Genomic DNA, 25,688 nt, shown 5'->3' on the forward strand with positions numbered 1-25,688 from the left:
CTCCGGACCGCACCCGCGGGCACCGTTGCGGCGGCCGCGGCCGGGGTGCTACGAGCGGCGGGACCGGGGTGCCGCGACCGGCACGAGGGGGCTACGACCAGCGGCCGGTGCGCCCGAGCAGCAGCGCGCCGGCGGCCACCCCCGCGGTGGAGGTCCGCAGCACCGAGGGGCCCAGCCGGTACGGCTTGGCGCCGGCCTCGGCGAAGGCGGCCAGCTCCTCCGGGGAGACCCCGCCCTCGGGGCCGACCACCAGGACGATGTCCCCGGTCTCCGGCAGCGCGGCGTGCGCCAGCGGCTCGGCGCCCTCCTCGTGCAGCACGGCGGCGAACGCGGCCCGCGCCAGGAGCGGCGCCAGCTGCCTGGTGGTCATCGGCTCGCGCACCTCGGGGAAGCGCAGCCGGCGGGACTGCTTGCCGGCCTCCCTGGCGGTGGAGCGCCACTTGGCGAGCGCCTTGGCGCCGCGCTCGCCCTTCCACTGGGTGATGCAGCGCGAGGCGGCCCACGGGACCACCACGTCCACGCCGACCTCGGTCATGGTCTCCACGGCCAGCTCGCCGCGGTCGCCCTTGGGCAGGGCCTGGACGACGACGATCCGCGGCGCGGGCTCCGGCTCGCGGCGCACGGCGGCGACCGCCACGTCGATCGCGTCCTTGCCGAGCACCTCGGCGACCGTGCCCTCCACGCCGAGCCCCAGCCCGTCGGCCAGGGTCACCGCCTCGCCCGGCTCCAGCCGCTTCACCGCGGCCGCGTGCCGCCCCTCCGCGCCGTCCAGGCGCACCACGGCCCCGGGCACGGCGGCGGCGATCCGCTCGGTCTCGACGACGAAGACGGGCGCGGTCATGACGGGGACCTTCCAGGAGGGGGCTGCGGCCGGAGGGGCCTGCGGCGGAGAGGGGGAGGGGGTTGCGGCGGAGGGGGCGGACACGGAAGGGGTGCCGGGGGCAGGCCCCCCGGCACCCCTCCGCGGACGACGGCTACCGGCCGTTGAAGGCGTCCTTCAGCCGGGAGAAGAGGCCCTGCTGGCCCGGCGCGAACTGGCCGGACGGCCGCTCCTCGCCGCGCAGCACCGCGAGGCGGCGCAGCAGGTCCTCCTGCTCGGCGTCGAGCTTGCTGGGCGTCTTCACCTCGACGTGCACTATCAGGTCGCCCCGGCCGCCGCCGCGCAGGTGGGTGATGCCCCTGCCGTGCAGCGGGATCGACTGGCCGGACTGGGTGCCGGGCCTGATGTCGACCTCCTCCAGTCCGTCCAGGGTCTGCAGCGGCACCTGGGTGCCGAGCGAGGCCGCCGTCATCGGGATGGTGACGGTGCAGTGCAGGTCGTCCCCGCGCCGCTGGAAGATGTTGTGGCTGGTCTCGGCGATCTCGACGTACAGGTCGCCGGCCGGGCCGCCGCCGGGGCCGACCTCGCCCTCGCCGGCCAGCTGGATCCTGGTGCCGTTGTCGACACCGGCCGGGATCTTGACGGTCAGGGTGCGGCGGGCGCGCACCCGGCCGTCGCCGGCGCACTCCGGGCAGGGGGTCGGCACGACGGTGCCGAAGCCCTGGCACTGCGGGCAGGGGCGGGAGGTCATGACCTGGCCCAGGAAGGACCGGGTGACCTGGGAGACCTCGCCCTTGCCCCGGCACATGTCACAGGTCTGCGCCGAGGTGCCGGGGGCCGCGCCCTCGCCACTGCAGGTGGTGCAGGTGACGGCGGTGTCGACCTGGAGTTCCTTGGTGGTGCCGAAGGCGGCCTCCTCCAGGGTGATCTCCAGCCGGATCATGGCGTCCTGGCCCCGGCGGGTGCGCGAGCGCGGGCCGCGCTGGCCCGCCGCGGCGCCGAAGAAGGCGTCCATGATGTCGGAGAAGCCGAATCCCGCCGCGCCGGCGCCGAAGCCGCCCGCGCCACCGCCGCCCGGGGACAGCGGGTCCCCGCCGAGGTCGTAGACCTGACGCTTCTGCGGGTCGGAGAGCACCTCGTAGGCGGCGTTGATCTCCTTGAACCGCTCCTGCGTCTTCGGGTCCGGGTTGACGTCCGGGTGCAGTTCGCGTGCCAGGCGCCGGAACGCCTTCTTGATCTCGTCCTGCCCCGCATCCCGTCGGACGCCGAGTACCGCGTAGTAGTCCGTGGCCACCAAATGCTCCGCTTGTTCCGCCTGTAGTAGTGCTGCGACTGGTCGCCATCGCCGGATTTCCGGCGATGGCCTCTGCTAGGACTCGGCCAGGATCTGGCCCACGTACCGCGCCACCGCTCGCACCGCCCCCATTGTGCCCGGATAGTCCATCCGGGTCGGACCGATCACACCCAGTTTGGCCACGCTCTCGTCGCCCGAACCGTAGCCGACCGAAACCACCGAGGTGGAATTCAGCCCCTCGTAGGCGTTCTCCCGCCCGATCCGGACCGTCATCGCGGCGTCCCCGGTCTCACCCAGGAGGCGGAGCAGGATGACCTGCTCCTCCAGTGCCTCCAGCACCGGCTGGATGGTGAGCGGGAAGTCGTGCCCGAAGCGGGTCAGGTTGGCCGTGCCGGCCAGCATGATCCGCTCCTCGTTATGTTCGGCGAGCGTCTCGAACAGGGTCGCCAGGACGGTGCTGACGGTCGGCCGGTCGGCCTGGTCGAACAGCGCCGGCAGTTCCTCCAGCATCCCGGGGACCTCCGGGAGCCGCCGGCCGGCGGCTCTCGCGTTGATCCGGGTCCGCAGGTCCGACAGCACCGTCTCGCCGACCGAGCCGGGGCAGTCGACCATCCGCTGCTCGACCCGGCCGGTGTTGGTGATCAGCACCAGCATCACCTTGGCCGGGGCCAGCGCCACCAGCTCGATGTGCCGGACGGTGGAGCGGGTCAGCGAGGGGTACTGCACCACCGCGACCTGCCGGGTGAGCTGCGCGAGCAGCCGCACCGTGCGGGCGACCACGTCGTCCAGGTCGACGGCGCCGTCCAGGAAGTGCCGGATGGCCCGGCGCTCGGGGGCGCTCATGGGTTTGATCTCGGCGAGCTTGTCGACGAAGAGGCGGTACCCCTTGTCGGTGGGGATGCGGCCGGCGCTGGTGTGCGGCTGGTGGATGTAACCCTCCTCCTCCAGCGCCGCCATGTCGTTGCGGACGGTCGCCGGCGAGACCCCGAGGTTGTGCCGTTCCACCAGGGCCTTGGAGCCGACCGGCTCCTCGGTGCCCACGTAGTCCTGCACGATCGCGCGGAGCACGGCGAGCTTGCGTTCGTCCAGCTGGCGGACCTCACCGGCCATGGGGCGCGCACCTCCGTCTTCGCACGTTGTCCGTCTGTGTCCCTTGCCGCCGCGGGCCGCTTCCCGAGACCCCGGCCTGGCACTCTGAACACGCGAGTGCCAGAACCGTACCTGCCAGTGTAAGGCCCGGGCCCTACGGCAGGAACGGTCCGGCCGGGGTGATCCTCCCCGCAGTTCCAGCCACGGCCCGCGGGGCCCCCGCGGTTCGATCCTCCCGGCGCCGGGGTGGTGCCCGGAGGCCGTCCGGGTGGCAGCATCGAAAGCGACGGCGAACGGAGGAGCAAGCGATGTCGAGCTCGGGCCAGCACACCCGATTCGCGCCCGACCGCGGCCTGACCGGCCGCATGGTCGCGACGATGTTCGTGATCGGGCTGCTGTACGTCGGTTTCACCGGCCTGCTGATCGCGCTGCTGCGCGGCGCGTGGCCACTGATCGTCCTGATCTCCGGCGGGCTGTTCGTGGCCCAGTTCTGGTTCAGCGACAAGATCACCGAACGGGCGATGGGAGCCCGCCAGGTGTCCCCCGAACAGTTCCCCCAGCTGCACGGCACGGTCGACCGGCTGTGCGCGCTGGCCGACATGCCCAAACCCCGGGTCGCGGTCGCCGACAACGACATGCCGAACGCCTTCGCCACCGGCCGCAACCCGCAGAACGCCGTGGTCTGCGTGACCACCGGGCTGCTGCGCCGGCTGGAGCCGGAGGAACTGGAGGGCGTCCTCGCCCACGAGCTGTCGCACGTCGCCCACCGGGACGTCGCGGTGATGACGATCGCGGGCTTCCTCGGCGTGCTCGCCGGGGCGATGACCCGGATCGCCGTGTACGGCGGGTTCATGGGCGGCGGGCGCAACAACAACGACCAGAACGCGGCCGTCGTGGCGCTGGTCATCCCGCTGGTGTCGATGGTCGTCTACGCCGTCAGCTTCCTGCTCACCAGGCTGCTGTCCCGCTACCGCGAGCTGGCCGCCGACCGGGCCGCCGCCCAGCTCACCGGCCGGCCCAGCGCGCTGGCCTCGGCGCTCACCAAGGTCACCGGGCAGATCGCGGCCATCCCCAGCAAGGACCTGCGCCAGGCCCAGCCGTACAACGCCTTCTACTTCGCCCCCGCGCTGAGCGCCCGGGAGACCGCCTCGCAGTTGCTGTCCACCCATCCGAGCCTGGAGAAGCGGCTGGAGCAGCTGGCGCGGATCTCCGAGCAGCTCGGCCGCTGAAGCCCCGAACCCGAGAGGACCGCCGTGGGAATCCTGGACACCCTGTTCGGCCGCACCAAGCCCGTCAAACCCGACCTCGACCAGCTGTTCGGCGTGCCGTCCGCCGCGCTCACCCTGGAGGCCGGGGCCGGCTTCACCCCCACCGGGCTCGGCTCGGTCTGCTTCGCGGCCGTCGAGGGCGCGGCCTTCGTCCAGGTCGAGCAGCAGGTCAGGGCGCTGCTGGACGCCGACACCGAGCGCGGCGGCGTCCCCGTGGAGGCCTCCAAGGACGGCTACGGCTACTCCTGGCTGCTCGCCCGGCACCGGCCCGAGGAGCTGCCGGAGCTGGTGAACGACCTGCACGCGGTCAACAGCGAGCTGGAGGCGAACGGCTTCGGGCCGCAGCTGCTCTGCTCGCTGGTGGCCTTCAGGAATCCGGAGGGACAGTCACTGGCCCTGGTCTACCTCTACAAGCGGGGGACGTTCTACCCCTTCGCCCCGATGCCCGGCGGCGGGGAGCGGCGCAACAGCCCGCTGGAGTTGCAGGTCAACGCGATGCTGGGGAACGACCTGCGGCTGGAGAAGGACCTGAGCCGCTGGTTCCCGGTCTGGGGCGCGCCGGGCCTCTGACGCGCCGTCCGCCCTCCCTATGATCACCCGTATGCGCAGCCGCCAGTACGGACCCGACCTGACCCCGCCGTGGAAGAACCAGGCCCCCGCCCCCGAGGTGCCCGCCGAGCGGGACCTGGTGGTGGAGGAGGCGGCCACCGGCTTCTGCGGGGCGGTGGTGCGCTGCGAGAAGACCGCCGAGGGGTTCACCGTCACCCTGGAGGACCGGTTCGGCAAGCACCGGGTGTTCCCGCTGGTGCCGCGCGGCTTCCTGCTGGAGGGCAGGGCCGTCACCCTGGTCCGCCCCACCGGCCCCGCGGCCCCCCGCACGCCGTCCCGCACCGCCTCCGGCTCGGTCGCCGTCCCCGGCGCCCGCGCCCGGGTCGCCCGCGAGTCGCGGATCTACGTCGAGGGCCGGCACGACGCCGAGCTGGTCGAGCGGGTCTGGGGCGACGACCTGCGGATCGAGGGCGTGGTCGTCGAGTACCTGCGGGGCATCGACGACCTGCCCGCGATCGTCGCCGACTTCGCCCCCGGCCCCGGCCGCCGCCTCGGTGTCCTGGTCGACCACCTGCTCCCCGGCACCAAGGAGCACCGCATCGCCGCCCGGGTCACCGGCGACTCGGTGCTGGTCGTCGGCCACCCCTACATCGACATCTGGCAGGCCGTGAAGCCCGCGAGCGTCGGCATCCCCGCCTGGCCCGCCGTCCCGCGGGGGGAGGACTGGAAGGAGGGCACCTGCCGCCGCCTCGGCTGGCCGGCGGACACCCCGGCGGCGTGGAAGCACATCCTGTCGAAGGTCGACAGCTACAAGGACCTGGAGCCCGAACTGCTGGGCCGGGTCGAGGAGCTGATCGACTTCACGGCCCTGCCGGAATGAGGCCGGTCAGACGTACTTCTGAAAGTCCGTGGTGTCCAGATCGACATCAAGCAGGTCGACGGGGACGGGCTCGCCGAACTTGCTGGTCCGCTCGGACATGTACCTCGGGAGGCCGGAGCCGGGATCCTGACCCAACTCGGTCAGCAGCACGCACACCCCCTTGATCGGGTCGACGATCAGGTACGCGGGGACAGTGCCCTCGGCATAGAGCTCCCGCTTGGTCCGGTAATCGCGGTCGACACTGGTCTTCGAGACCACCTCGACCACCAGGGAGACGGCAGGCGACGGCAGCAGTCGCCCATGCTCCTCGACCGCCCCGCGTTCGAAGACGACGAGGCCGGGCTGAGGTTCGCTGGCCTGGCCGGGGATCCCCAGATCCTGCGTGGTGAGGGGGCGCCACCGACCGTACGGAAGCTGGTGCTGAATCGCCAGGACGATGAGGTTGTGGACCATGTCAGGGCCCGCCATCATCACGATTTCCCCCCTGATGAGTTCGGCCTTGACGCCTTCCGGCACTTCCAGGTTCTCGAAGATCCCGGTCATCCGATCATCGATGGCGGTCATCGCACGCTCCCTCCGACGGCTGACACCCACGTCAACGAAAGTCAGTCCACCAGGTCACGCACAATCGCGTCCGCGAGGAGCCTGCCCCGGAGGGTGAGGACGGCGCGGCCCCGCTCGTACGGGCCCGGGTCGAGGAGGCCGTCGGCGAGGTGCCGGGCGGCGGCCTCCCGGCCGGTGCCGGTGAGCAGGTCCAGGGCGACGCCCTCCACCAGGCGCAGCTCCAGGAGGATGCGCTCGACACGGCGGTCCTCGTCCGCCAGCACCTCGCGGGCCAGGGCCGGGGTGCGGCCCTCGGTGAGGGCCCGGGCGTAGGCGGCGGGGTGCTTGGCGTTCCACCAGCGGACGCCGCCGACGTGACTGTGGGCGCCGGGGCCGGCGCCCCACCAGTCGGCGCCGGTCCAGTAGAGCTCGTTGTGGTGGCAGCGGCCCTCGGGGGTGGTGGCCCAGTTGGAGACCTCGTACCAGGAGTAGCCGGCGGCGCCGAGCGCCTCCTCGGCGATCAGGTAGCGGTCGGCGTGCACGTCGTCGTCGATCATCGGCAGTTCGCCGCGCTTGACCCTGGCGGCGAGCCGGGTGCCCTCCTCGACGATCAGGGAGTACGCGGAGACGTGGTCGGGCCCGGCGCCGATGGCGGCGTCCAGGGAGGCCCGCCAGTCGTCGTCGGACTCGCCCGGGGTGCCGTAGATCAGGTCGAGGTTGACGTGCTCGAAGCCGGCCGCGCGGGCCTCGGCCACGCAGGCCTCGGGGCGGCCCGGGGTGTGGTGGCGGTCGAGCAGCTTCAGGACGTGCGGGCGGGCGCTCTGCATGCCGAAGGAGAGCCGGTTGTAGCCGCCCTCGCGCAGTTCGGCCAGGTACCCCGGGTCGACCGACTCCGGGTTGGCCTCGGTGGTGACCTCGGCCCCCTCGGCGAGCCCGAACTCCTCGCGGATCGCGGCGAGCATCTTCACCAGGTCGCGGGCGGGCAGCAGGGTCGGGGTGCCGCCGCCGAGGAACACGGTCCGCACCGGCGGCGCCGCGTCCCCCAGCACCTTCCGGGCCAGCCGGACCTCGGCGACCACGTTGTCCGCGTACGTCTCCTGCGAGGCGACGGCCCCGGACGAGCGCAGCTCGGTGGCGGTGTAGGTGTTGAAGTCGCAGTAGCCGCAGCGGCTTGCGCAGTACGGCACGTGCAGGTAGAAGCCGAACGGCCGGGAGCCCAGCCCGTCGAGGGCGGGTGCGGGCAGGGAACCGTCGGACGGCACCGGTTCACCGTCGGGAAGTGCGGAGGGCATGAGCCCATTGTCCCGTACGGCCCGCGAAGCGTTCACGGGCCGTACGGGAGCAGGACGGGAGCGGGGGCGGGGCAGGACGGGAGCGGGCCCGGCTCAGGCCTCGTTGGCGCCCGCGTACATCGCGGTCACCGCGTCCGCGTAGGTCCGCTCGACCACCGGGCGCTTGATCTTCAGGCTCGGGGTGAGCTCGCCGTGCTCGATGTCGAGGTCGCGCGGCAGCAGGTGGAACTTCTTGATCGTCTGCCAGCGCTGGAGGTCGGCGTTGACCCGCTTCACGAAGCCCTCGATCAGCTCGTGCACGGCCGGCTCGACGGCCAGCTCCCCGTAGGAGCGGCCGGCCAGGCCGTGCTCGGCGGCCCACGGCAGCAGCACCGCCTCGTCCAGGCCGATCAGCGCGGTGCAGTAGTTGCGGCCGTTGCCGATCACCAGGATGTTGCTGACGAACGGGCAGACCGCCTTGAACTTGCCCTCCACCTCGCTGGGCGCCACGTACTTGCCCCCGGAGGTCTTGAACAGGTCCTTCTTGCGGTCGGTGATCCGCAGGAAGCCGTCCGGGGTGAGTTCGCCGATGTCCTCGGTGTGGAACCAGCCGTCCGGCTCCAGCACCTCGGCGGTCTTCTCCGGCAGGTTGTGGTAGCCGCGCATGACGCCCGGGCCGCGCAGCAGGATCTCGCCGTCCTCGGCGATCCGCACCTCGGTGCCGGGCAACGGGCGGCCCACCGTGCCGATCCGCACGTCCTCGGCGCGGTTGACGCAGGAGCCGGCGCTGGTCTCGCTCAGCCCGTAGCCCTCCAGGACCGGCACCCCGGCGCCCAGGAAGAAGTAGCCGATCTCCGGGGCGAGCGCCGCACTGCCGGAGACCGCGCCGCGCATCCGGCCGCCGAAGGCCGCCCGGATCTTCGCGAACACCAGCTTGTCGGCCAGCGCGTGCTGCGCCCGCAGGCCCAGCGGGGCGGTGCCGGTGCCGGTGGCGATCCGGCTCTCCTGGACCGCCCTGGCGTACTCGCGGGCGACCTTGGCCGCCCACAGGAAGATCTTGTACTTGGCGCCGCCCTCGGCCCTGGCCCTGCCCGCGATGCCGTTGTAGACCTTCTCGAAGATGCGCGGTGCCGAGGCCATGATGGTCGGCCGGATCACCGGCAGGTTGTGGATGATCCGGTCCACCCGGCCGTCCAGCGCCATCACGTGCCCGGTGGCGATCTGCCCGGAGATCAGCGTCTTGCCGAAGACGTGCGACAGCGGCAGCCACATGAACTGCACGTCGTCCGGGCCCAGCAGCCCGCTCGCCTCCTGCGCCCGGCCCTCGTACGCCCAGCAGTCGTGCACCAGGCGCACGCCCTTGGGGCGGCCGGTGGTGCCGGAGGTGTAGATGAGGGTCGCCAGCTGCTCCTTGCCGAGCCCGTCGACGGCCTTCTCCACCGCGTCCGGGTGCTCCGCCAGGTACCGGGCGCCGCGCTCCTCCAGCCCGGCGAGGGTGAGCAGCTCCAGCCCGCCGGTCTCGGGCGCCTCGGCGGGCTCGTCGAAGAGGATCACGGTGCGCAGCCCGGGCAGTTGGCCGAGCTGCCCGACGGCCTTGGCCAGCTGGGCCGCGTTCTCCGCGAACAGCGCCCTGGAGCCGGAGTCGGAGAGGATGAACGCGGTCTCGTCCGCGTTGGTGCTCGGGTAGACGGTGGTGATCGCGGCGCCCGCGCACATGGCGCCGAGGTCGGCGAGGACCCACTCGACCCGGGTCGAGGAGGCCAGGGCCACCCGGTCCTCCGGGCGGATGCCGAGCGCCATCAGGCCGGCGGCCACCGCCTTGACCCTGGTCGCGGTCTGCGCCCAGGTGAGCGAGCGCCACTGCTCGGCGCCGGGTGCGCCGTCCGCGGCCTGCTCGTCCACGGGCGCGGGGTAGCGGTAGGCCTCGGCGCTCGGGGTCAGGGCGACCCGCTCCAGGAACAGGTGGGCGACGGAGGCGGGACGGCCGGCGACGAGGTCGGGCCTGCCGGAGTCGATCAGGGACTGCGCGGAACTCAACGAGGACCTCCGGGGACGGGTGGCCGTCTGAGGGATTGTCGCGGCGTCCGTGGGGGCGGTCGCCGGGCCCCCGGTTCACCTGAACGGTACCGGTCAGTAACAAAGGGGCAACCAGCAGCCTAGGCGGAAACCGGTCATTCCGTAAGGGGGCAGCACCCGACGGCACCCCGCCACGACACCGGTGCCGCGCCCCGCCACCGCCCGCACCCCGCGCGGGAACGCCGTCCCGCGCCGGCCCGTCCCGCCGGTTCGGCAAAAGCCCGGCAAACCCCGGGTTCCCACCCGCCGAATCGCCTGTACGACACTACAGAACACCCAGAATTGGGGTGCGAACCCGACCGGCGACGACAAGAGTGTGCCAGTGCTGATCAGACTCCTCAGGGCGTACCTGCGCCCGTACTCCCGACCGCTCACCCTGCTGGTACTGCTCCAGCTGGTGTCCACCCTCGCGGCGCTCTACCTGCCGACGCTCAACGCCGACATCATCGACGACGGCGTGGTCAAGGGCGACACCGGCTACATCCTGCGCGTCGGCGGGGTGATGATCGGAGTGACCCTCGTCCAGGCCCTCTGCGCCATCGGCGCCGTCCACATCGGCTCCCGCACCGCCATGGCCTTCGGCCGGGACCTCCGAGCCGCCGTCTTCGACCGGGTGCAGAGCTTCTCCGCCCGCGAACTCGGCCAGTTCGGCGCACCCTCCCTGATCACCCGCACCACCAACGACGTCCAGCAGGTCCAGATGCTCACCCTGATGAGCTTCACGCTCATGGTCGCCGCGCCGATCATGTGCGTCGGCGGCATCATCATGGCGCTCAACCAGGACGTCCCGCTGTCCGGCCTGCTGCTCGCCGTCGTCCCCGCCCTCGGCGTCGTCGTCGTGCTGCTCGTCCGCGCGCTGCGCCCCAAGTTCCGCAGCATGCAGGAGCGGATCGACACCGTGAACCGCATCCTGCGCGAGCAGATCACCGGCATCCGGGTCATCCGCGCCTTCGTCAAGGACGACCACGAGCAGAACCGCTTCGCCGACGCCAACGAGGACCTCACCGACGTCGCCCGCCAGGTCGGCCGGCTGCTGTCCGTCATGTTCCCCGCCGTCATGCTGGTCGTGAACGTCTCCAGCGTCGCCGTGCTCTGGTTCGGCGCCCACCGCATCGACAGCGGCGCCATGGAGATCGGCGCGCTCACCGCGTTCCTCTCCTACCTGATGCAGATCCTGATGAGCGTCATGATGGCCACCTTCATGTTCATGATGGTGCCGCGCGCCGAGGTCTGCGCCGAACGCGTCGAAGAGGTCCTCGCCACCCGCAGCAGCGTCGTCCCGCCCACCGCCCCGGTCACCGAGCTGCCGCGCCGCGGCAACCTGGAACTGCGCGACGTCGACTTCCGCTACCCCGGCGCCGAGGCCTCGGTGCTGCGCGGCATCGACCTCAGCGCCCGCCCCGGCGAGACCACCGCGATCATCGGCTCCACCGGCAGCGGCAAGTCCACCCTGCTCGGCCTCGTCCCCCGGCTCTTCGACGCCACCTCCGGACAGGTCCTGATCGACGGCGTGGACGTCCGCGAACTCGCCCCCGCCACGATCGCCGAGAACGTCTCCATCGTCCCGCAGAAGCCCTACCTCTTCTCCGGCACCATCGCCAGCAACCTCCGCTACGGCCGGCCCGACGCCACCGACGAGGAGCTCTGGCACGCCCTGGAGATCGCCCAGGCCAAGGAGTTCGTCGAGAAGCTGCCCGAAGGCCTGGACGCCCCCATCGCCCAGGGCGGCGGCAACGTCTCCGGCGGCCAGCGCCAACGCCTGGCCATCGCCAGGACCCTGGTCCGCCGGCCCTCCGTCTACCTCTTCGACGACTCCTTCTCCGCCCTCGACTACGCCACCGACGCCAAGCTGCGCAAGGCCCTGGCCCGCGAGACCTCCGACGCCACCGTCCTGATCGTCGCCCAACGGGTGTCCACCATCCGCGACGCCCACCGGATCGTCGTCCTCGACGAGGGCGCCGTCGTCGGCTCCGGGACCCACCACGAGCTGATGGCCGACAACCCGACGTACCGGGAGATCGTGCTCTCCCAGCTCACCGAGCAGGAGGCGGCGTGACCACCCCAGGAAAGCCCCCGGCGAAGCCGGACGCCCCGAAGACCGGCCCGGCCGGCGAGAAGACCGACCTGACGAAGGCCGGTGGGAAAGCCGGGGGGAAGCCCGGTGGGAAGGCCGACCTGCCCAGCGACTCGCAGGCCGCCGCCGCCCGCCGCGGCCCGGCCGGTCCCGGCCGCTTCGCGGGCGGCCAGGGCGCCGAGAAGTCCATGGACTTCAAGGGCTCGGGCAAGCGCGTCCTCGGCCTGTTGCGCCCCGAACGCACCACCCTGATCGGCGTCATGCTCCTCGGCGTGCTCAGCATCGGCTGCGCCGTCATCGGCCCCAAGATCCTCGGCGACGCCACCGACCTGATCTTCGCCGGCGTCGTCGGCGCCCGCTTCGAACCGGGCACCACCAAGGCCCAGGCCGTCGAAGGGCTGCGCGCCCACGGCGACAACGGCGTCGCCGACCTGCTCTCCTCCGTCGACTTCACCCCCGGCCAGGGCATGGACTTCGGCGCCATCGGCACCGTCCTGCTCTGGGTGCTCGGCATCTACCTGGTCTCCGCCGTCTTCGGCATCTTCCAGGGCCGGCTCGCCACCCGGGCCGTCCAGGCCGCCGGCTACCGGCTGCGCCAGGACGTCGAGGCCAAGCTCTCCCGGCTGCCGCTCAGCTACTTCGACAAGCAGCCGCGCGGCGAGGTGCTCAGCCGGGTCACCAACGACATCGACAACATCGGCCAGTCCATGCAGCAGACCATGGGACAGGTCGTCAACTCGCTGCTCACCGTGGTCGGCGTGCTCGCGATGATGTTCTGGATCTCCCCGCTGCTCGCGACGATCGCCCTGGTCTCGGTGCCGTTCTCGGTGGTCGTCGCCACCAAGGTCGGCAAGCGGGCCCAGCCGCAGTTCGTCCAGCAGTGGAAGTCCACCGGCCAGCTCAACGCCCACATCGAGGAGATGTACACCGGCCACACCCTGGTCAAGGTGTTCGGCCGGCAGCAGGAGGCCGCGGAGACCTTCCGCGAGCACAACGAGTCGCTCTACCAGGCCGGCTACAAGGCCCAGTTCATCTCCGGCATCATCCAGCCCGCGATGATGCTGATCGGCAACCTCCAGTACGTGCTGGTCGCCGTCGTCGGCGGCCTGCGGGTGGCCAGCGGCGCGCTGTCCATCGGCGACGTCCAGGCGTTCATCCAGTACTCGCGGCAGTTCAGCCAGCCCCTCACCCAGGTCGCCAGCATGGCCAACCTGGTGCAGTCCGGCGTCGCCTCCGCCGAGCGCGTCTTCGAGCTGCTGGACGCCCCCGAGCAGAGCCCCGAACCGGCCATGCCGGAACGGCCCGAGGTGGTGCGCGGCCGGGTCGCCTTCCAGGACGTGTCCTTCCGCTACGACCCCGAGAAGCCGCTCATCGAGGACCTCTCGCTCAAGGTCGAGCCCGGCCAGACCGTCGCCATCGTCGGCCCCACCGGCGCCGGCAAGACCACCCTGGTCAACCTGCTGATGCGGTTCTACGAGGTCAGCTCGGGGCGGATCACCCTCGACGGCACGGACATCTCCGCGATGTCCCGCGAGGACCTGCGCTCCGGCATCGGCATGGTGCTCCAGGACACCTGGCTGTTCGGCGGCAGCATCGCCGACAACATCGCCTACGGCGCCGAGTCCGCCACCCGCGAGCAGGTCGTCGAGGCCGCCAAGGCCGCCCACGTCGACCGCTTCGTGCGCACCCTGCCCAACGGCTACGACACCGTCATCGACGACGAGGGCGCCGGCGTCAGCGCCGGCGAGAAGCAGCTGATCACCATCGCCCGGGCGTTCCTCGCCCAGCCGTCCATCCTGGTCCTGGACGAGGCGACCAGCTCCGTCGACACCCGCACCGAGGTGCTGATCCAGCGGGCCATGGCCCGGCTGCGCACCGGCCGCACCAGCTTCGTGATCGCCCACCGGCTCTCCACCATCCGGGACGCCGACGTGATCCTGGTGATGGAGAACGGCTCGATCGTCGAACAGGGCTCGCACGACCGGCTGATCGCCGCCGACGGCGCCTACGCCCGGCTCTACCAGGCGCAGTTCGCCGAGGCCGCGGTCGAGGTGGACTGACGGACCACCATGCGGCGGGCCGGGGCGGGGACTTCCCGCCCCGGCCCTTCGCCTTTGCCTTCGCCTTCCGGAGGCCACGCGCTACCTTGGGCCGGTGATCGACGACCAGGCCCAAGGCCGCCCGGATGTTCCGGAAGCTCCGGAGGTTCCGAACACTCCGAACACTCCGGAGGCTCCGGAAGCTCCGGAAGCTCCGGACGCCTTCGAGGCGAACCGCCGCTACCTGGGCTCGGTCGCCTACCGGCTGCTCGGCTCGTTCACCGACGCCGAGGACGTCCTCCAGGACGCCTGGCTGCGCTGGCAGGCCGCCGACCGCACCGCCGTCGCCGACCCGCGCGCCTTCCTCACCACCGTCGTCACCCGGCTCTGCTACGACCAGCTGGGCTCCGCCCGCGCCCGCCGCGAGGCCTACTACGGCGAGTGGCTGCCGGAGCCGTCCGTCTCCTACGCCGACGGACCCGACTCCCCCGCCGAACTGGCCGAACGCGGCGAGTCCGTCTCGCTCGCCCTGCTGGCCGTCCTGGAGCAGCTCACCCCCGCCGAGCGGGCCGCCTTCGTGCTGCACGACGTCTTCGCCGTCGGCTTCGAGGAGATCGGCACCTCCCTGGACCGCACCGCCGACGCGGCCCGCCAGCTCGCCTCGCGGGCCCGCCGCCGGGTCCGCGCGGGAGGCCGGGGCGAGGGAAGCCGGGGCGAGGACGGCCCGGGAGGCCGGGACCAGGGCGGCCGCCGGGCCGGCGCGGGCGCCCCGCGCACCGGCGCCGACCCGGCCGGGCACCGCCAGGCCGTCGAGGCCTTCGCCGCCGCCAGCACCCGCGGCGACATCCTCGCCCTGATGGAGGTCCTCGACCCCGACGTGGTCTGGCACTCCGACGGCGGCGGCATCGTGCGCGCCGGAGTCCGCCCGGTCCACGGCGCCGACCGGGTGTCCCGGCTGGTGGCCGGCCTGGTCGCCAAGTGGTTCACCCCCGGCACGGGCATCGGCCGCGCCGCGGTCAACGGCGAGCCCGGACTGCTCTGGTACGACCTGGCCACCGGAACGGTCGGCGGCGTCCTCGCCTTCACCGTCGACGCCGGACGGATCACCGAGGCGTACGCCATGCTCAACCCCGAGAAGCTCGGCCGCATCCCGGCCGTGGAGCTGTGACACGGGTCACCGTCACGCCCCGTCCGGCCGCGTCGTCCCCTTCCCGAACAGCGCTCCACCGGAGCGCCCTCGCGAGGAGGCGGACGAGATGAGCAGCACCACCACCGGGCAGCGGATCGTCGTACTGGGTGCCGGTTACGCCGGGCTCACCGCGGCCAAGGGCGCCGCACGGCGGCACGCCGTCACCCTGGTCGCCCCCGAGGACCGGCTCCTGCACCGCGTCCGCCGGCACGAGACCGCCGCCGGCCGCGGCCGCGACTGGCCCGCCGTCAGCGAACTCACCCACGGCCTCCCCGTCACCCACCGGCGGGCCAGGGCCGTCGGGCTCGACCCGGCCGCCCACCGGGTCCACCTGGACGACGGCACCGGCCTGGAGTACGACACCCTGGTCTACGCCCTCGGCAGCCGCACCGCCTGGCACGGCGTCCCCGGCGCCGAACGGCACGCCTACTCGGCGGAGCGCGCCACCGAACTGCGCCGCCGGATCGACACCGCCGAACGGCCCGGCACCCTGGCCGTGGTCGGCGGCGGCGCCACCGGCATCGAACTGGCCACCGAACTCGCCGAGGCCCACCCCCGCTGGAAGGTGCGGATCGTCGCGTCCGGCCAGGTCGGCGGCGTCTACTCGGCCAGGGGCCGGGCCCACGTCCGACGCGTCCTCGCCCGGCTCGGCGTGGCCGTCCACGAGAACACCACCGTCACCGAGGTCACCCCCGACGGGCTGCGCACCACCGCCGGCCCGCTCGGGGCCGACGTCACCGTCTGGGCCGCCTCCCTGGAGGTGCACCCGCTGGCCGCCGAGGCCGGACTCGCCGTGGACGAGCACGGCCGGGCCCTGGTGGACGACCGTCTGCGGTCGGTCTCCCACCCGGACGTCCACGTGATCGGCGACGCCGCCACCGTCACCGTCCCCGGCGTCGGCACCCTGCGGATGGGCTGCGCCACCGCGCTGCCGCAGGGCCGGTACCTCGGCAGACTGCTGGCCGGCCGCACCAGCGAGCCGTTCGCCTTCCGGTACGTGGTGCAGTGCGTGAGCCTCGGCAGGCGGGACGGGCTGCTCCAGGTGGTCGGCGCGGACGACTCGATGCGGCCCACCGTGTTCACCGGCACCGCGGGGCGGCTGGCGAAGGCCGCGATCGTCACCGCGGTCCTCCACAGCCTGAAGTAGGGCTCCGAAGGGCCTCAACGCTCTGGAGGGCCTCAGCGCGCCGGAAACGCCGGAAGGGCCCGGGCTGGTGCCCGGGCCCTTCCGGCGTTCGTCGCCGCCCTGCCGCTACTTCTTCTCCTTCGGCGCCTCGGCGTCGGTGGAGAGCGCGGCGATGAAGGCCTCCTGCGGGACCTCCACGCGGCCGACCATCTTCATCCGCTTCTTGCCTTCCTTCTGCTTCTCCAGCAGCTTCCGCTTACGGGAGATGTCACCGCCGTAGCACTTGGCGAGGACGTCCTTGCGGATCGCGCGGACCGTCTCGCGGGCGATCACCCGGGAGCCGATGGCCGCCTGGATCGGCACCTCGAACTGCTGGCGCGGGATGAGCTTCTGGAGCTTGCCCGCCATCATCACGCCGTAGCCGTAGGCCTTGTCCTTGTGGACGATCGCGGAGAAGGCGTCCACCGCGTCGCCGTGCAGCAGGATGTCGACCTTGACCAGCTGGGCGGACTGCTCGCCGATCGGCTCGTAGTCGAAGGAGCCGTAGCCGCGGGTCTTGGACTTCAGCTGGTCGAAGAAGTCGAAGACGATCTCGGCGAGCGGCAGGGTGTAGCGCAGCTCGACCCGGTCCTCGGAGAGGTAGTCCATGCCCTGGAGGTTGCCGCGGCGGGCCTGGCAGAGCTCCATGATCGCGCCGACGAACTCGTTGGGCGCGAGGATGGTGCCGCGCACGATCGGCTCGTACACCTCGGCGAGCTTGCCGGTCGGGAACTCGCTCGGGTTGGTGACGGTGTGCTCGGTGCCGTCCTCCATCACCACGCGGTAGACCACGTTCGGGGCGGTGGAGATCAGGTCGAGGTTGAACTCGCGCTCCAGGCGCTCCCGGATGATCTCCAGGTGCAGCAGGCCGAGGAAGCCGCAGCGGTAGCCGAAGCCGAGCGCGACCGAGGTCTCCGGCTCGTACACCAGCGCGGCGTCGTTGAGCCGCAGCTTGTCCAGGGCGTCGCGCAGCAGCGGGTAGTCCGAGCCGTCCAGCGGGTACAGGCCGGAGAACACCATCGGACGCGGGTCCTTGTAGCCGCCCAGCGGCTCGGTCGCACCCTTGTGCATCGAGGTGATGGTGTCACCGACCTTGGACTGCCGGACGTCCTTCACACCGGTGATGATGTAGCCCACCTCGCCGACGCCGAGGCCGTCGGCGACCTTCGGCTCGGGCGAGATGACGCCGATCTCCAGCAGCTCGTGGGTCGCGCCGGTGGACATCATGGCGATCCGCTCACGCTTGGTGAGCTGGCCGTCGACCACCCGGACGTAGGTCACCACGCCGCGGTAGGAGTCGTAGACCGAGTCGAAGATCATCGCGCGGGCCGGGGCGTCCTTGACGCCGACCGGGGCCGGGACGGTGTGGACGATGTGGTCCAGCAGGTCCTCGACGCCCAGACCGGTCTTGGCGCTGACCTGCAGCACGTCCGAGGGGTCGCAGCCGATGATGTGGGCGATCTCGGCCGCGTACTTCTCCGGCTGGGCGGCCGGGAGGTCGATCTTGTTGAGGACCGGGACGATCGTGAGGTCGTTCTCCAGCGCCAGGTAGAGGTTGGCGAGGGTCTGCGCCTCGATGCCCTGGGCCGCGTCGACCACCAGGATGGTGCCCTCGCACGCGGCGAGGGAGCGGGACACCTCGTACGTGAAGTCCACGTGGCCGGGGGTGTCGATCATGTTGAGGATGTGCGTGGCCCCGGCGTTCGGCCCCGTCTTCGGCGCCCACGGGAGGCGGACCGCCTGCGACTTGATGGTGATGCCGCGCTCGCGCTCGATGTCCATCCGGTCGAGGTACTGGGCACGCATCTGCCGGGGGTCGACGACGCCGGTGATCTGCAGCATCCGGTCTGCGAGCGTCGACTTGCCGTGGTCGATGTGGGCGATGATGCAGAAGTTGCGGATCAGCGCCGGGTCGGTACGGCTGGGCTCTGGCACATTGCTGGGGGTCGCGGGCACCTTGGTCCGATTCTCCGTTGGTCCGGGGCCGGGGGTGTCCGGGTCATCGCTGACCGGCTTCCCGGGGACCGGACGGTCTCGTCCGATCGAAATAGTTCCTCCCATCCTCCCACGAGCACGGGGCGGACTGCCGGTCGGGAGCCGGGAGCGGCCCGCGCGGGCGGCCGGTTTGGGGCGGGGAGCGGGCCCCTGGTAGCGTGGGATGCTGCACCTGGCCTCGGCATGCCCTCTCAGCAGGACCGAAGGCCGCCGGGTGTGACCCCGTTCGGATTTCTTTACACAGACTGAGGCTCTTTCGTGGCGAACATCAAGTCCCAGATCAAGCGCAACAAGACCAACGAGAAGGCGCGCCTGCGCAACAAGGCCGTCAAGTCCTCGCTGAAGACCGCTCTGCGCAAGGCCCGTGAGGCCGCTGCCGCCGGTGAGACCGAGAAGGCCACCGTGCTGGCCCGCGCCGCCTCCAAGGCGCTGGACAAGGCCGTGAGCAAGGGCGTCATCCACGCCAACCAGGCCGCCAACAAGAAGTCGGCCATCACCAAGCGCGTCAACACGGCCGTCCAGGCCTGACGCCCCCGGGGGCTCCGGCCCCCACCGCTTCGGGACGACCCGGCCCTCTACCCGGACCCCCGAGGCGCGCAAGACTCGCACCGCACGCGGCCTGCGTTCGCCACGCGGGTGCGGTGCAACGAAGCAGTGCGACAGGCGTCGCAGTCGGTCTCCTTCCCGAGGCCACTGCGGCGCCTGTCGCGTTCCGCGGTCCGGCCGCTAGGGTCGGTCAGGTCCGATCGAGGTGCGGGGAGCACCCCGGCGCCAGGTCCAGGGGGGAACCTTCATGACGACGCCACCGCCACCACCCGCTCCGAACGGGCCCGGGTACGGGTTCCCGCAGCAGCAGCCGGGCGCAGGGGCGCAGCCCGTACCGGGCGCTCCCGGCCCGATGGGTCCGGCCGGCTTCGGACCGCCTCCCGGACTGCCCGCGGCACCGGGCATGGCCCCGGCACCCGGCCTGCCGGCCGCTCCCGGGGCGGCGCCGCGCTCCGGCGGCAGCGGGAACCTGCGGCGCAACGCCGTCTGGGCGTTCGCCGGCGCCGTGATCGTCTCGGTCGGCTGGACCGCCGCCGTCCTGGTCGTCCCCGGCATGGTCGGCGGCGACTCCGCGCCGCGCGGCCTGCACGGCTACCACCTCTCGGACGACTTCTGCACCACGGGGAAGCCCGCCAAGCTCCTCCAGACGTACTCCGTCTCGGACAGCTCCGCGCCGACCCACCACACCGACCGGCACCCGGCGCTGGACAGCATGAACTGCTCGATGTCGCTCAAGCGCACCGGCGGCAACAGCGACAGCGAGTACGCCAACGTCTACCTGCGCGCCGACCTGCACAAGGCGGTCAACCCGGCGCCCGAGCTGGCGGCCAACAAGGAGCTGTACCGGGCGCGCGGCTACCAGGTCACCGAGATCACGGGAGTCGGCGAGGAGGCGTACTTCCTGTACAAGGACGACGGCTCGGGCACGTACCACAGCGTCTACGCCGAGCTGAACATCCTCGACGGCGGGATGACCTACTACATCAACTACTCGGCCAGCTACTCCGACGGGAAGGGCAAGCCGCCGTCCAAGGACGAGCTGCGCAGCACCCTCCAGTCCGACGGGCAGGACGCCGTGCGGGCCATGAAGAAGTAGGCCCGGCGCCGCCGGGGCCCGGCCGCCGTCAGTAGGCGGGCCGGGAGCCGGCCCTGGCGGCCCTGGCGACGGCGACCACCGCGCGCTCCAGGGCGAAGGCCGGGTCGTCCGAGCCGCCCTTGACGGCGGCGTCGGCCTGGGCGATCGCGGTCAGCGCGGTGGCCACCGCGTCGCCCGTCCAGCCGCGCATCTGCTGGCGGACCCGGTCGACCTTCCACGGCGGCATGCCCAGCTCGCGGGCCAGGTCGGCCGGGCGCATGTTCCGCCCGGTGGTCGCCAGCCGGCCGATGCTGCGCACGCCGGAGGCCAGCGCGTAGGTGATGCCGGTCGGCGGCTGGCCGACGGCCAGCGCCCAGCGCAGCCGCTCCAGGGCCTCCGCGGCCCGGCCGGTGACCGCCAGGTCGGCCACCTCGAAGCCGGTCGCCTCGGCCCGGCCGCTGTAGTAGCGGGCCACCACGGTGTCGTCGATGGCGCCCTCGACGTCCGAGGTCAGCTGGTGGCAGGCGGCCGCCAGCTCGCGCAGGTCGCTGCCGAGCGCGTCCAGCAGGGCCTGGCAGGCCTCCTGGGTCGCCGAGCGGCCCAGGGTTCGGAACTCGCCCTTGACGAAGGCCAGCCGCTCGCTCGCCTTGGTCATCTTGGCGCAGGCCACCTCGCGCCCGCCGGCCTTGCGCCCGGCGTCCAGCAGGCCCTTGCCCTTGGCTCCGCCGGCGTGCGCCAGCACGATGATCACTTCTTCGGCCGGTGCCTCGATGTACGCCTTGACCTCCTTCACCGAGTCGGCGGAGAGGTCCTGCGCGGCCCGGACCACGATCACCTTGCGCTCGGCGAACAGCGACGGCGTGGTCAGCTCGGCCAGGCTGCCGGGCTGCAGGCCGCCGGGCGGCAGGTCCCGTACGTCGGTGTCCGGGTCCGCCGCCTTCGCCGCCGCCACCACCTGGGCGACCGCGCGGTCCAGCAGCAGCTCCTCCTGGCCGACCGCGAGGGTCAGCGGGGCGAGCAGGTCGTCGGGTGCACTCTTCCTGGCCATCGCGTACCAGCATCCCACGGGCCGCGGACACTCCCGCCCGACGGAGCGGGTGGCCCGGCCTGGACAATGGCCGGGTGACCGAGAACCACACCACCGGCCTTCCGGACGTCGCCGACCCGTACGCCCGGCAGCTGCTCGTCCTGCCTGACCGCGACGCCGCCGAGGAGGCCGTCGAGGAACTCGGCGCCGCCCAGCCTGACCTCGGCGAACTCGAAGTCGTCCGCGACGCGCTCGCGGGCGAGGACGACGCCGAGGACGCCCAGTGGCTGGTGGTGGCCGAGGCCCCGGAGAGCGGCTGGACCTCCGCCCTGCTGCACGCCCTCGACACCCTCGCCGCCGGCCACGAGGGCTGGCGCGAGGAGGCCTGAGGGCCTGAGGGAGGAAGCCTGAGGGCCTGAGGGGCTGCGGGCGGCCGCACCCGGCGCCCCTGGGCCGGCTGCATCCCGCCGGCGGCGAGCCCCTAGCCCGAGCGCCCCGAGAGGAAGCAGGCGGCTCGCTCGTCCAGTTCCGCGGCGCCGTGAATGGTTCCAACCCGCGCGAGGCGGGCACGCATGTCCGTCACGGCGTCGTCCACCTTCACGGATCGGACGCCTTCGGCCAGCGCGAGGAAGTCACTCCACGTTGACAGGGCAGCCTCGTAGTTCTCCTGGTGGACCTGCACCGTTCCGAGGTCGGCCAGGACGATCGCGTGGCTGCGGCGCCGGTCGAGGCCGTGAACGTCAAGGGCCATCTGAAGGTGGTCCCGGGCGGCTCCGAAGTCGCCGAGCCGGGCAAGGATCATGCCCGAGTGATGGGCCCAGCGGCCGATACTGAAGTGACTCGCCCACGAGTCGCCCGGCACCGGGGAGGACCGCTCGATGTGCCGCTGGGATGCGGTGAGGAAGCGGGTAGCCGTAGTCCGATCACCGTCCTGGGCTGCGGCATCGGCGAGGGTGGTCTCGTAGTAGGCGAGCGCTTTCGGGTCGTCCAGACGTTTCGCCTGGTCGACGCACTCCTCGGCGATCCGCACGGCGGCCGCCCGGTAGCCGAGGTCGACGGCCTGCACGGCGAGGCCGCGAAGTGCGGTGGCGGCGAGTTCCGCGTCACCGGCCTCGGCGGCAAGCCGGTACGAGTGCGCGTAGTACTTCTGGGCGACACCGTGGTTGCCTTCGTCCTGGGCCATCCATCCGATGAGGTGCGTCAACTGAGCTGCCCCGGCGAAGAGTTCACGCCCGGTGAACTCCGACCACACCCCGTCCAGCCACGGGGCGACACTCTCCGCGAGGTAGTGGACGGCGAGGTGCCGGGCATGACCACCACCCAGTTCCGACGCCGCATCACTGAGCGACTTGACCATCTGGCGAACAGCAAGGACTTCACCCCGGCCAACCCGCACTGGCGCACCGGAGTTGGCCGCCACCCTGCGGGTGATGCCGTCCAGATCAGGCAGACCGAGGGCCGCGAGCGCATAGCCGCTGGAGGCGGCCATGAATTCCCGGCGAAGCACTTCGCTCCTTCCCAGCGCGAGGACTGAGCTCACGGTATCGCCCGCACCGCCCTCGGGCACATCAACTTGCGACACAGGCGCACCATCGGATGAGCCGAACTCGAGAACCTCGCAGAGGTGCGGCCACCAGTACTTCGGCGCCCGCCCCTGCTTCTCCCACCGATAGACCTGCCCACGCCCCGGCCCCTTCTCCCCCCTGCCCTCGACCTTTCCCAGCTCGACGGCAAGACGTTCCTGAGACCAGCCCCTTGCGGTCCGCGCCCTTTTGATCATCTCGCCGGTGGAGGCATCTCCCAACACGGCGCCCCTTCCTTGGACTACGAAGTGGCTCACATCTGGCAGGACGTGAGGTCTTGCGTGGCGTGCTCCGGGCTCGCCCGGAGCACGCCGGGACCGCTTTGCCGAGCCCTCGCGACGTCCTGCGGCAGCTCGATGCGGGCCGCCCCTTGGTCCGTCAAGCCTGGCTTTTCTTCGGCGCGCTCCGGGATGCCCGGAGCGCGCCGAAACCTTTCTGCTGGCTCCGCTCCCGCGCCTCTCCGCTCCTCCCACCACCCCCTACCCCTTTCCATGCCCCACCTGGTTGGTGGGAGGAGGAGAGAGCGCGCGGAGGGCTACGTGGGTGGGGCCCGGGGGGAGGCGGAGTCCTGCTCGGGGTGGGCGGGGGCCGCGGGGCCGGTCCCGCCGTGACGGCGCGGGTGCCGGGCCGCGTGGGCGGGCTGCGGGTGGACTGCCACGCCGAGGGTGGCCGGGGAGTCGCCCGTCACCGCGATGTCCCCCTCCCTGTCCGTACGCAGCACGGTGGCGCCGAGGGCGCGCAGGTGGTCGACCGTCTTCGGGGACGGGTGACCGTACGGGTTGCCCTCTCCGCAGGAGATCAGGGCCAGCCTGGGCCTCAGGGCACCGGCGAGGTCCCAGTCCTGGTGGGCCGACCCGTGGTGCGCCACCTTCACGACGTCCACCCTCCCGACCCGGCCCAACAGGGCCGACTGCGCCTGCGGTTCGAGATCTCCGAGCAGTGCCATCCGTAGTCCTCCTGTCAGTGACACCGTCAATGCGACGCTCGCGTTGTTCGGGCCCGGCGCCTCGAGAGCCGAACCGGGAACGGGCCACACCACCTCCCAGGCCGACCCCGCACCCACCGACCGCCGTTCACCCCGACCGGCTCTCAGCAACGGGACGCCGGCGCCTGCGGTCCACGCCCTCACCCGGGCCGCCTCACCCGGTGGGTCGTCGAGCGTGGTGCCCTCGATCGCACCGATCCGGCGGCCCCGCAACACCCCCGGCACACCTTCGACATGGTCGGCGTGGAAGTGCGTCAGGAGCAGGAGGGGGACCGTCGTGATGCCGAGGTCGCGCAGGCACCTGTCCGCGGCGTTCGGATCCGGCCCGGTGTCGATCACCACCGCGCTGCCCGGCGCCCCCGTCGCGAGGGCCAGCATGTCGCCCTGCCCGACGTCGCACGCCACCAGTCGCCACCCCGGCGGTGGCCAGCCGGTGACGATCCTGGTGAGTTGCGGCGGCCGCAGCAGGACGGCCAGCAGGATCACCGTCAGCACGCCGGCCACCAGGGCCCGCGCCCAGCGCCGCCGTGTGGGCGCCGGCCTGCCCGGCTCCGCCCGTCGGGGCAGCAGGAGCGGCGCCGCCCAGCAGGCGCCCAGGACGGCCAGTGCGACCGTCGCCGTCCCGAACCATCCGCCTGGCCAGGACAGTTGGCCGCCCGGCAGCTCTGCACCGCGTCTGGCCACCAGGGCGAGCCAGCCGGCCGGCACTCCGGCCGGTTCGGCGAGCAGCCGGGCCAGGGCCGGGAGGAGCGGGTGCAGCACGAGTACCCCGAAACCGAGCAGCGTCGCCGGGGCCACCGCCAGCTCGGCCAGCAGGTTGCACGGGATGCCGACCAGGCTGATGTGCCCGGACAGCACCACCGTCACCGGCGCGCACAGCGCCTGGGCTGCCGCCGTCGCCGCGAGCGCGCCCGCCAGGTGGTGGGGCCAGCGCCGGGCCCGCAGGGCCTCGGCCCAGTGCGGTCCGAGGACGAGCAGCCCGGCGGTGGCGAGCACCGAGAGCAGGAAGCCGAACGAGCGCGCCAGGAACGGGTCCAGCAGGACCAGCACCAGGACCGCTCCGGCGAGCGCGGGCACCGCACGGCGGGGGCGGCCGGTGGCCAGGGCCAGCATGCCGACCAGTCCCGTCCCGGCCGCCCGCAGCACGCTGGGCTCCGGCCGGCAGACGGTGACGAAGGCCAGTGTCAGCGCGGTGCCGAGCAGGGCGCCGGTGCGCAGCGACAGCCCCAGGACCGCGGCCACCCCTCGCCGTTCCGGTGTGCCGGCCTGCCCGGGAGCGCCCAGCAGCGCACCGAGGACGATCGCCAGGTTGGCTCCGCTGACCGCCACCAGGTGGACCAGGTCGGTGGCCCGGAAGGCGTCGTCGAGGTCGTCGGGCAGGCGCGAGGTGTCGCCGACGACCAGCCCGGGGAGCAGTCCGCGCGCGTCCGCCGGAAGTCCGTCGGTGGCCGCACGCAGGCCTTCCCGCAACCGTCCGGCGATCCGCTGCGGCAGGCTCGGTGGCGCCAGCTGCCGGGGCGCCCCGTGGACGACCAGCAGCGCGGCGGACTCGGTGTCGTACCCCTCCCCCGCCGGTCGCACCTCGGCCTCCGCGGCCAGTCGCTGGGACGGGAGCAGCCGCTGCCAGGACTCGCTCTCCGCTCCTCGCGCCATGACGGTCACCGGGGTACGGGTGCGGGCGGTCCGCCCGTCCGGGAGCAGGGTGACGCGGTCGGCCACCGCGTCCACGGTGAGGAGCGGCCGGCCGCCGACGGGCCCGCCCCGGGAGGTGTGGGTCTTCGGATCCCCCGCGACGGTCAGCTCCACCGCCACCACCGGGGCGGTCGTGCCCGGCGCCCGCGGCACCGCGGAACCGGCCGCGCGGGCGAGTTCCGCCAGCGGCCCCCGGTGTAGGTCGGCGGTGTGCAGCGGGGTCGCGACCGCGGCCGCCGCGCCGGTGAGCAGGACGGCGGCCAGCGTCGCCGCGGACCCGCGCCGGCGCAGGACGCCCGGCCTGGTGAGCAGCAGGACGCCGGCGAGGGCGGTGACGCCTGCCGCGGCGAGGACGAGTGCCGAGTACGCCGGTTCCATCCGCAGGAGCGCCGCCGTGACCGCCCAGGCCGAGACGGCGGGCAGCAGCAGCCGGAAGTCGGTACCCGGAGAGCGCGGCGCAGCGGCCGGGTCGGCCGGTGTGGTGGCGACGGGCATGGCGGTGCCTCCCTTCGGGGGCCAGGGCAGTGA

20 protein-coding genes are annotated in these 25,688 nt (G+C 72.6%); 10 read left to right on the forward strand and 10 right to left on the reverse strand.

Annotation, left to right across the window (positions count from 1 at the left end; genetic code table 11):
- Positions 1-91 precede the first annotated feature (91 nt).
- From ACZ7C5_RS21175 to hrcA, 3 genes are all read right to left on the reverse strand, one after another.
- Positions 92-841: a 16S rRNA (uracil(1498)-N(3))-methyltransferase gene (locus ACZ7C5_RS21175; protein ID WP_470323201.1), complete on the reverse strand. Its 750-nt coding sequence runs from the start codon at positions 839-841 to the stop codon at positions 92-94.
- A 133-nt stretch (positions 842-974) separates the two neighbouring features.
- Entirely contained in the window at positions 975-2,114 is a 1,140-nt protein-coding gene (gene dnaJ / locus ACZ7C5_RS21180; RefSeq protein WP_188298262.1) for a molecular chaperone DnaJ, read from the reverse strand.
- 75 nt (positions 2,115-2,189) lie between these two features.
- Positions 2,190-3,224 carry a heat-inducible transcriptional repressor HrcA gene (hrcA, locus tag ACZ7C5_RS21185; RefSeq protein WP_401078035.1) on the reverse strand — a complete coding sequence of 345 codons (1,035 nt, stop codon included), beginning with the start codon at positions 3,222-3,224 and terminating at the stop codon, positions 2,190-2,192.
- A 287-nt stretch (positions 3,225-3,511) separates the two neighbouring features.
- Between hrcA and htpX the strand changes: the two genes are divergently transcribed.
- From htpX to ACZ7C5_RS21200, 3 genes are read left to right on the forward strand one after another with little or no spacing between them, the layout of a single operon-like run.
- Entirely contained in the window at positions 3,512-4,432 is a 921-nt protein-coding gene (htpX, locus tag ACZ7C5_RS21190) for a zinc metalloprotease HtpX (RefSeq protein ID WP_401078032.1), read from the forward strand.
- A 24-nt stretch (positions 4,433-4,456) separates the two neighbouring features.
- Entirely contained in the window at positions 4,457-5,041 is a 585-nt protein-coding gene (gene pspAB / locus ACZ7C5_RS21195) for a PspA-associated protein PspAB (protein WP_188298259.1), read from the forward strand.
- Positions 5,042-5,072: 31 nt separating this feature from the next.
- Positions 5,073-5,900, forward strand: a complete 828-nt coding sequence (locus ACZ7C5_RS21200) for a DUF3097 domain-containing protein (protein ID WP_470323202.1) — start codon at positions 5,073-5,075, stop codon at positions 5,898-5,900.
- A 6-nt stretch (positions 5,901-5,906) separates the two neighbouring features.
- Here the strand turns inward: ACZ7C5_RS21200 and ACZ7C5_RS21205 are convergent, their stop codons facing one another.
- The 3 genes from ACZ7C5_RS21205 to ACZ7C5_RS21215 form a co-directional block, all read right to left on the reverse strand.
- Positions 5,907-6,464, reverse strand: a complete 558-nt coding sequence (locus ACZ7C5_RS21205) for a Uma2 family endonuclease (protein WP_470323203.1) — start codon at positions 6,462-6,464, stop codon at positions 5,907-5,909.
- A 41-nt stretch (positions 6,465-6,505) separates the two neighbouring features.
- Positions 6,506-7,735 carry a radical SAM family heme chaperone HemW gene (gene hemW, locus ACZ7C5_RS21210; RefSeq protein WP_470323204.1) on the reverse strand — a complete coding sequence of 410 codons (1,230 nt, stop codon included), beginning with the start codon at positions 7,733-7,735 and terminating at the stop codon, positions 6,506-6,508.
- A 93-nt stretch (positions 7,736-7,828) separates the two neighbouring features.
- Positions 7,829-9,751 carry an AMP-dependent synthetase/ligase gene (locus ACZ7C5_RS21215; protein ID WP_401078018.1) on the reverse strand — a complete coding sequence of 641 codons (1,923 nt, stop codon included), beginning with the start codon at positions 9,749-9,751 and terminating at the stop codon, positions 7,829-7,831.
- A 361-nt stretch (positions 9,752-10,112) separates the two neighbouring features.
- Between ACZ7C5_RS21215 and ACZ7C5_RS21220 the strand changes: the two genes are divergently transcribed.
- The 4 genes from ACZ7C5_RS21220 (at position 10,113) to ACZ7C5_RS21235 (ending at position 16,239) form a co-directional block, all read left to right on the forward strand.
- On the forward strand, positions 10,113-11,846 hold the full coding sequence (locus ACZ7C5_RS21220; RefSeq protein WP_401078015.1) for an ABC transporter ATP-binding protein: 1,734 nt from the start codon (positions 10,113-10,115) through the stop codon (positions 11,844-11,846).
- 206 nt (positions 11,847-12,052) lie between these two features.
- Positions 12,053-13,924, forward strand: coding sequence for an ABC transporter ATP-binding protein (locus tag ACZ7C5_RS21225; RefSeq protein WP_401079749.1), 1,872 nt, complete (start codon positions 12,053-12,055; stop codon positions 13,922-13,924).
- Positions 13,925-14,018: 94 nt separating this feature from the next.
- A complete protein-coding gene (locus tag ACZ7C5_RS21230; RefSeq protein ID WP_470323205.1) occupies positions 14,019-15,071 on the forward strand; it encodes a sigma-70 family RNA polymerase sigma factor in 1,053 nt (350 codons plus the stop codon).
- A gap of 88 nt (positions 15,072-15,159) precedes the next feature.
- Positions 15,160-16,239, forward strand: coding sequence for an NAD(P)/FAD-dependent oxidoreductase (locus ACZ7C5_RS21235; RefSeq protein WP_470323206.1), 1,080 nt, complete (start codon positions 15,160-15,162; stop codon positions 16,237-16,239).
- A 105-nt stretch (positions 16,240-16,344) separates the two neighbouring features.
- On the opposite strand, the gene lepA is transcribed toward ACZ7C5_RS21235, so the two are convergent.
- Positions 16,345-18,213, reverse strand: a complete 1,869-nt coding sequence (gene lepA, locus ACZ7C5_RS21240; RefSeq protein ID WP_401078006.1) for a translation elongation factor 4 — start codon at positions 18,211-18,213, stop codon at positions 16,345-16,347.
- 297 nt (positions 18,214-18,510) lie between these two features.
- Between lepA and rpsT the strand changes: the two genes are divergently transcribed.
- Together rpsT and ACZ7C5_RS21250 are read left to right on the forward strand one after the other, a co-directional pair.
- On the forward strand, positions 18,511-18,780 hold the full coding sequence (gene rpsT / locus ACZ7C5_RS21245) for a 30S ribosomal protein S20 (protein WP_188298251.1): 270 nt from the start codon (positions 18,511-18,513) through the stop codon (positions 18,778-18,780).
- A gap of 421 nt (positions 18,781-19,201) precedes the next feature.
- Positions 19,202-19,894 carry a hypothetical protein gene (locus ACZ7C5_RS21250; RefSeq protein ID WP_470323207.1) on the forward strand — a complete coding sequence of 231 codons (693 nt, stop codon included), beginning with the start codon at positions 19,202-19,204 and terminating at the stop codon, positions 19,892-19,894.
- A 28-nt stretch (positions 19,895-19,922) separates the two neighbouring features.
- Here the strand turns inward: ACZ7C5_RS21250 and holA are convergent, their stop codons facing one another.
- Positions 19,923-20,921, reverse strand: a complete 999-nt coding sequence (gene holA, locus ACZ7C5_RS21255) for a DNA polymerase III subunit delta (protein WP_188298249.1) — start codon at positions 20,919-20,921, stop codon at positions 19,923-19,925.
- Positions 20,922-21,052: 131 nt separating this feature from the next.
- Here holA and ACZ7C5_RS21260 point away from each other — a divergent pair, with 131 nt between their 5' ends.
- Positions 21,053-21,289 (forward strand): hypothetical protein, encoded by a 237-nt coding sequence (locus ACZ7C5_RS21260; RefSeq protein WP_401079747.1) that lies wholly within the window; start codon positions 21,053-21,055, stop codon positions 21,287-21,289.
- 92 nt (positions 21,290-21,381) lie between these two features.
- Here the strand turns inward: ACZ7C5_RS21260 and ACZ7C5_RS21265 are convergent, their stop codons facing one another.
- Positions 21,382-22,707: a helix-turn-helix domain-containing protein gene (locus ACZ7C5_RS21265; protein ID WP_470323208.1), complete on the reverse strand. Its 1,326-nt coding sequence runs from the start codon at positions 22,705-22,707 to the stop codon at positions 21,382-21,384.
- A gap of 311 nt (positions 22,708-23,018) precedes the next feature.
- Positions 23,019-25,655 carry a ComEC/Rec2 family competence protein gene (locus ACZ7C5_RS21270; protein ID WP_470323209.1) on the reverse strand — a complete coding sequence of 879 codons (2,637 nt, stop codon included), beginning with the start codon at positions 25,653-25,655 and terminating at the stop codon, positions 23,019-23,021.
- Positions 25,656-25,688: the final 33 nt, after the last annotated feature.

The sequence above is a fragment of the Kitasatospora sp. NPDC036993 genome, from assembly GCF_055607525.1.

Coding starts and splice junctions, on each gene's coding strand:
- ACZ7C5_RS21175 (WP_470323201.1), bottom strand. CDS start 841: ATGACCGCGCCCGTCTTCGTCGTCGAGACCGAGCGGATCGCCGCCGCC.
- hrcA (WP_401078035.1), bottom strand. CDS start 3,224: ATGGCCGGTGAGGTCCGCCAGCTGGACGAACGCAAGCTCGCCGTGCTC.
- htpX (WP_401078032.1), top strand. CDS start 3,512: ATGTCGAGCTCGGGCCAGCACACCCGATTCGCGCCCGACCGCGGCCTG.
- ACZ7C5_RS21200 (WP_470323202.1), top strand. CDS start 5,073: ATGCGCAGCCGCCAGTACGGACCCGACCTGACCCCGCCGTGGAAGAAC.
- ACZ7C5_RS21205 (WP_470323203.1), bottom strand. CDS start 6,464: ATGACCGCCATCGATGATCGGATGACCGGGATCTTCGAGAACCTGGAA.
- hemW (WP_470323204.1), bottom strand. CDS start 7,735: ATGCCCTCCGCACTTCCCGACGGTGAACCGGTGCCGTCCGACGGTTCC.
- ACZ7C5_RS21225 (WP_401079749.1), top strand. CDS start 12,053: ATGGACTTCAAGGGCTCGGGCAAGCGCGTCCTCGGCCTGTTGCGCCCC.
- ACZ7C5_RS21235 (WP_470323206.1), top strand. CDS start 15,160: ATGAGCAGCACCACCACCGGGCAGCGGATCGTCGTACTGGGTGCCGGT.
- ACZ7C5_RS21250 (WP_470323207.1), top strand. CDS start 19,202: ATGGCCCCGGCACCCGGCCTGCCGGCCGCTCCCGGGGCGGCGCCGCGC.
- holA (WP_188298249.1), bottom strand. CDS start 20,921: ATGGCCAGGAAGAGTGCACCCGACGACCTGCTCGCCCCGCTGACCCTC.
- ACZ7C5_RS21270 (WP_470323209.1), bottom strand. CDS start 25,655: ATGCCCGTCGCCACCACACCGGCCGACCCGGCCGCTGCGCCGCGCTCT.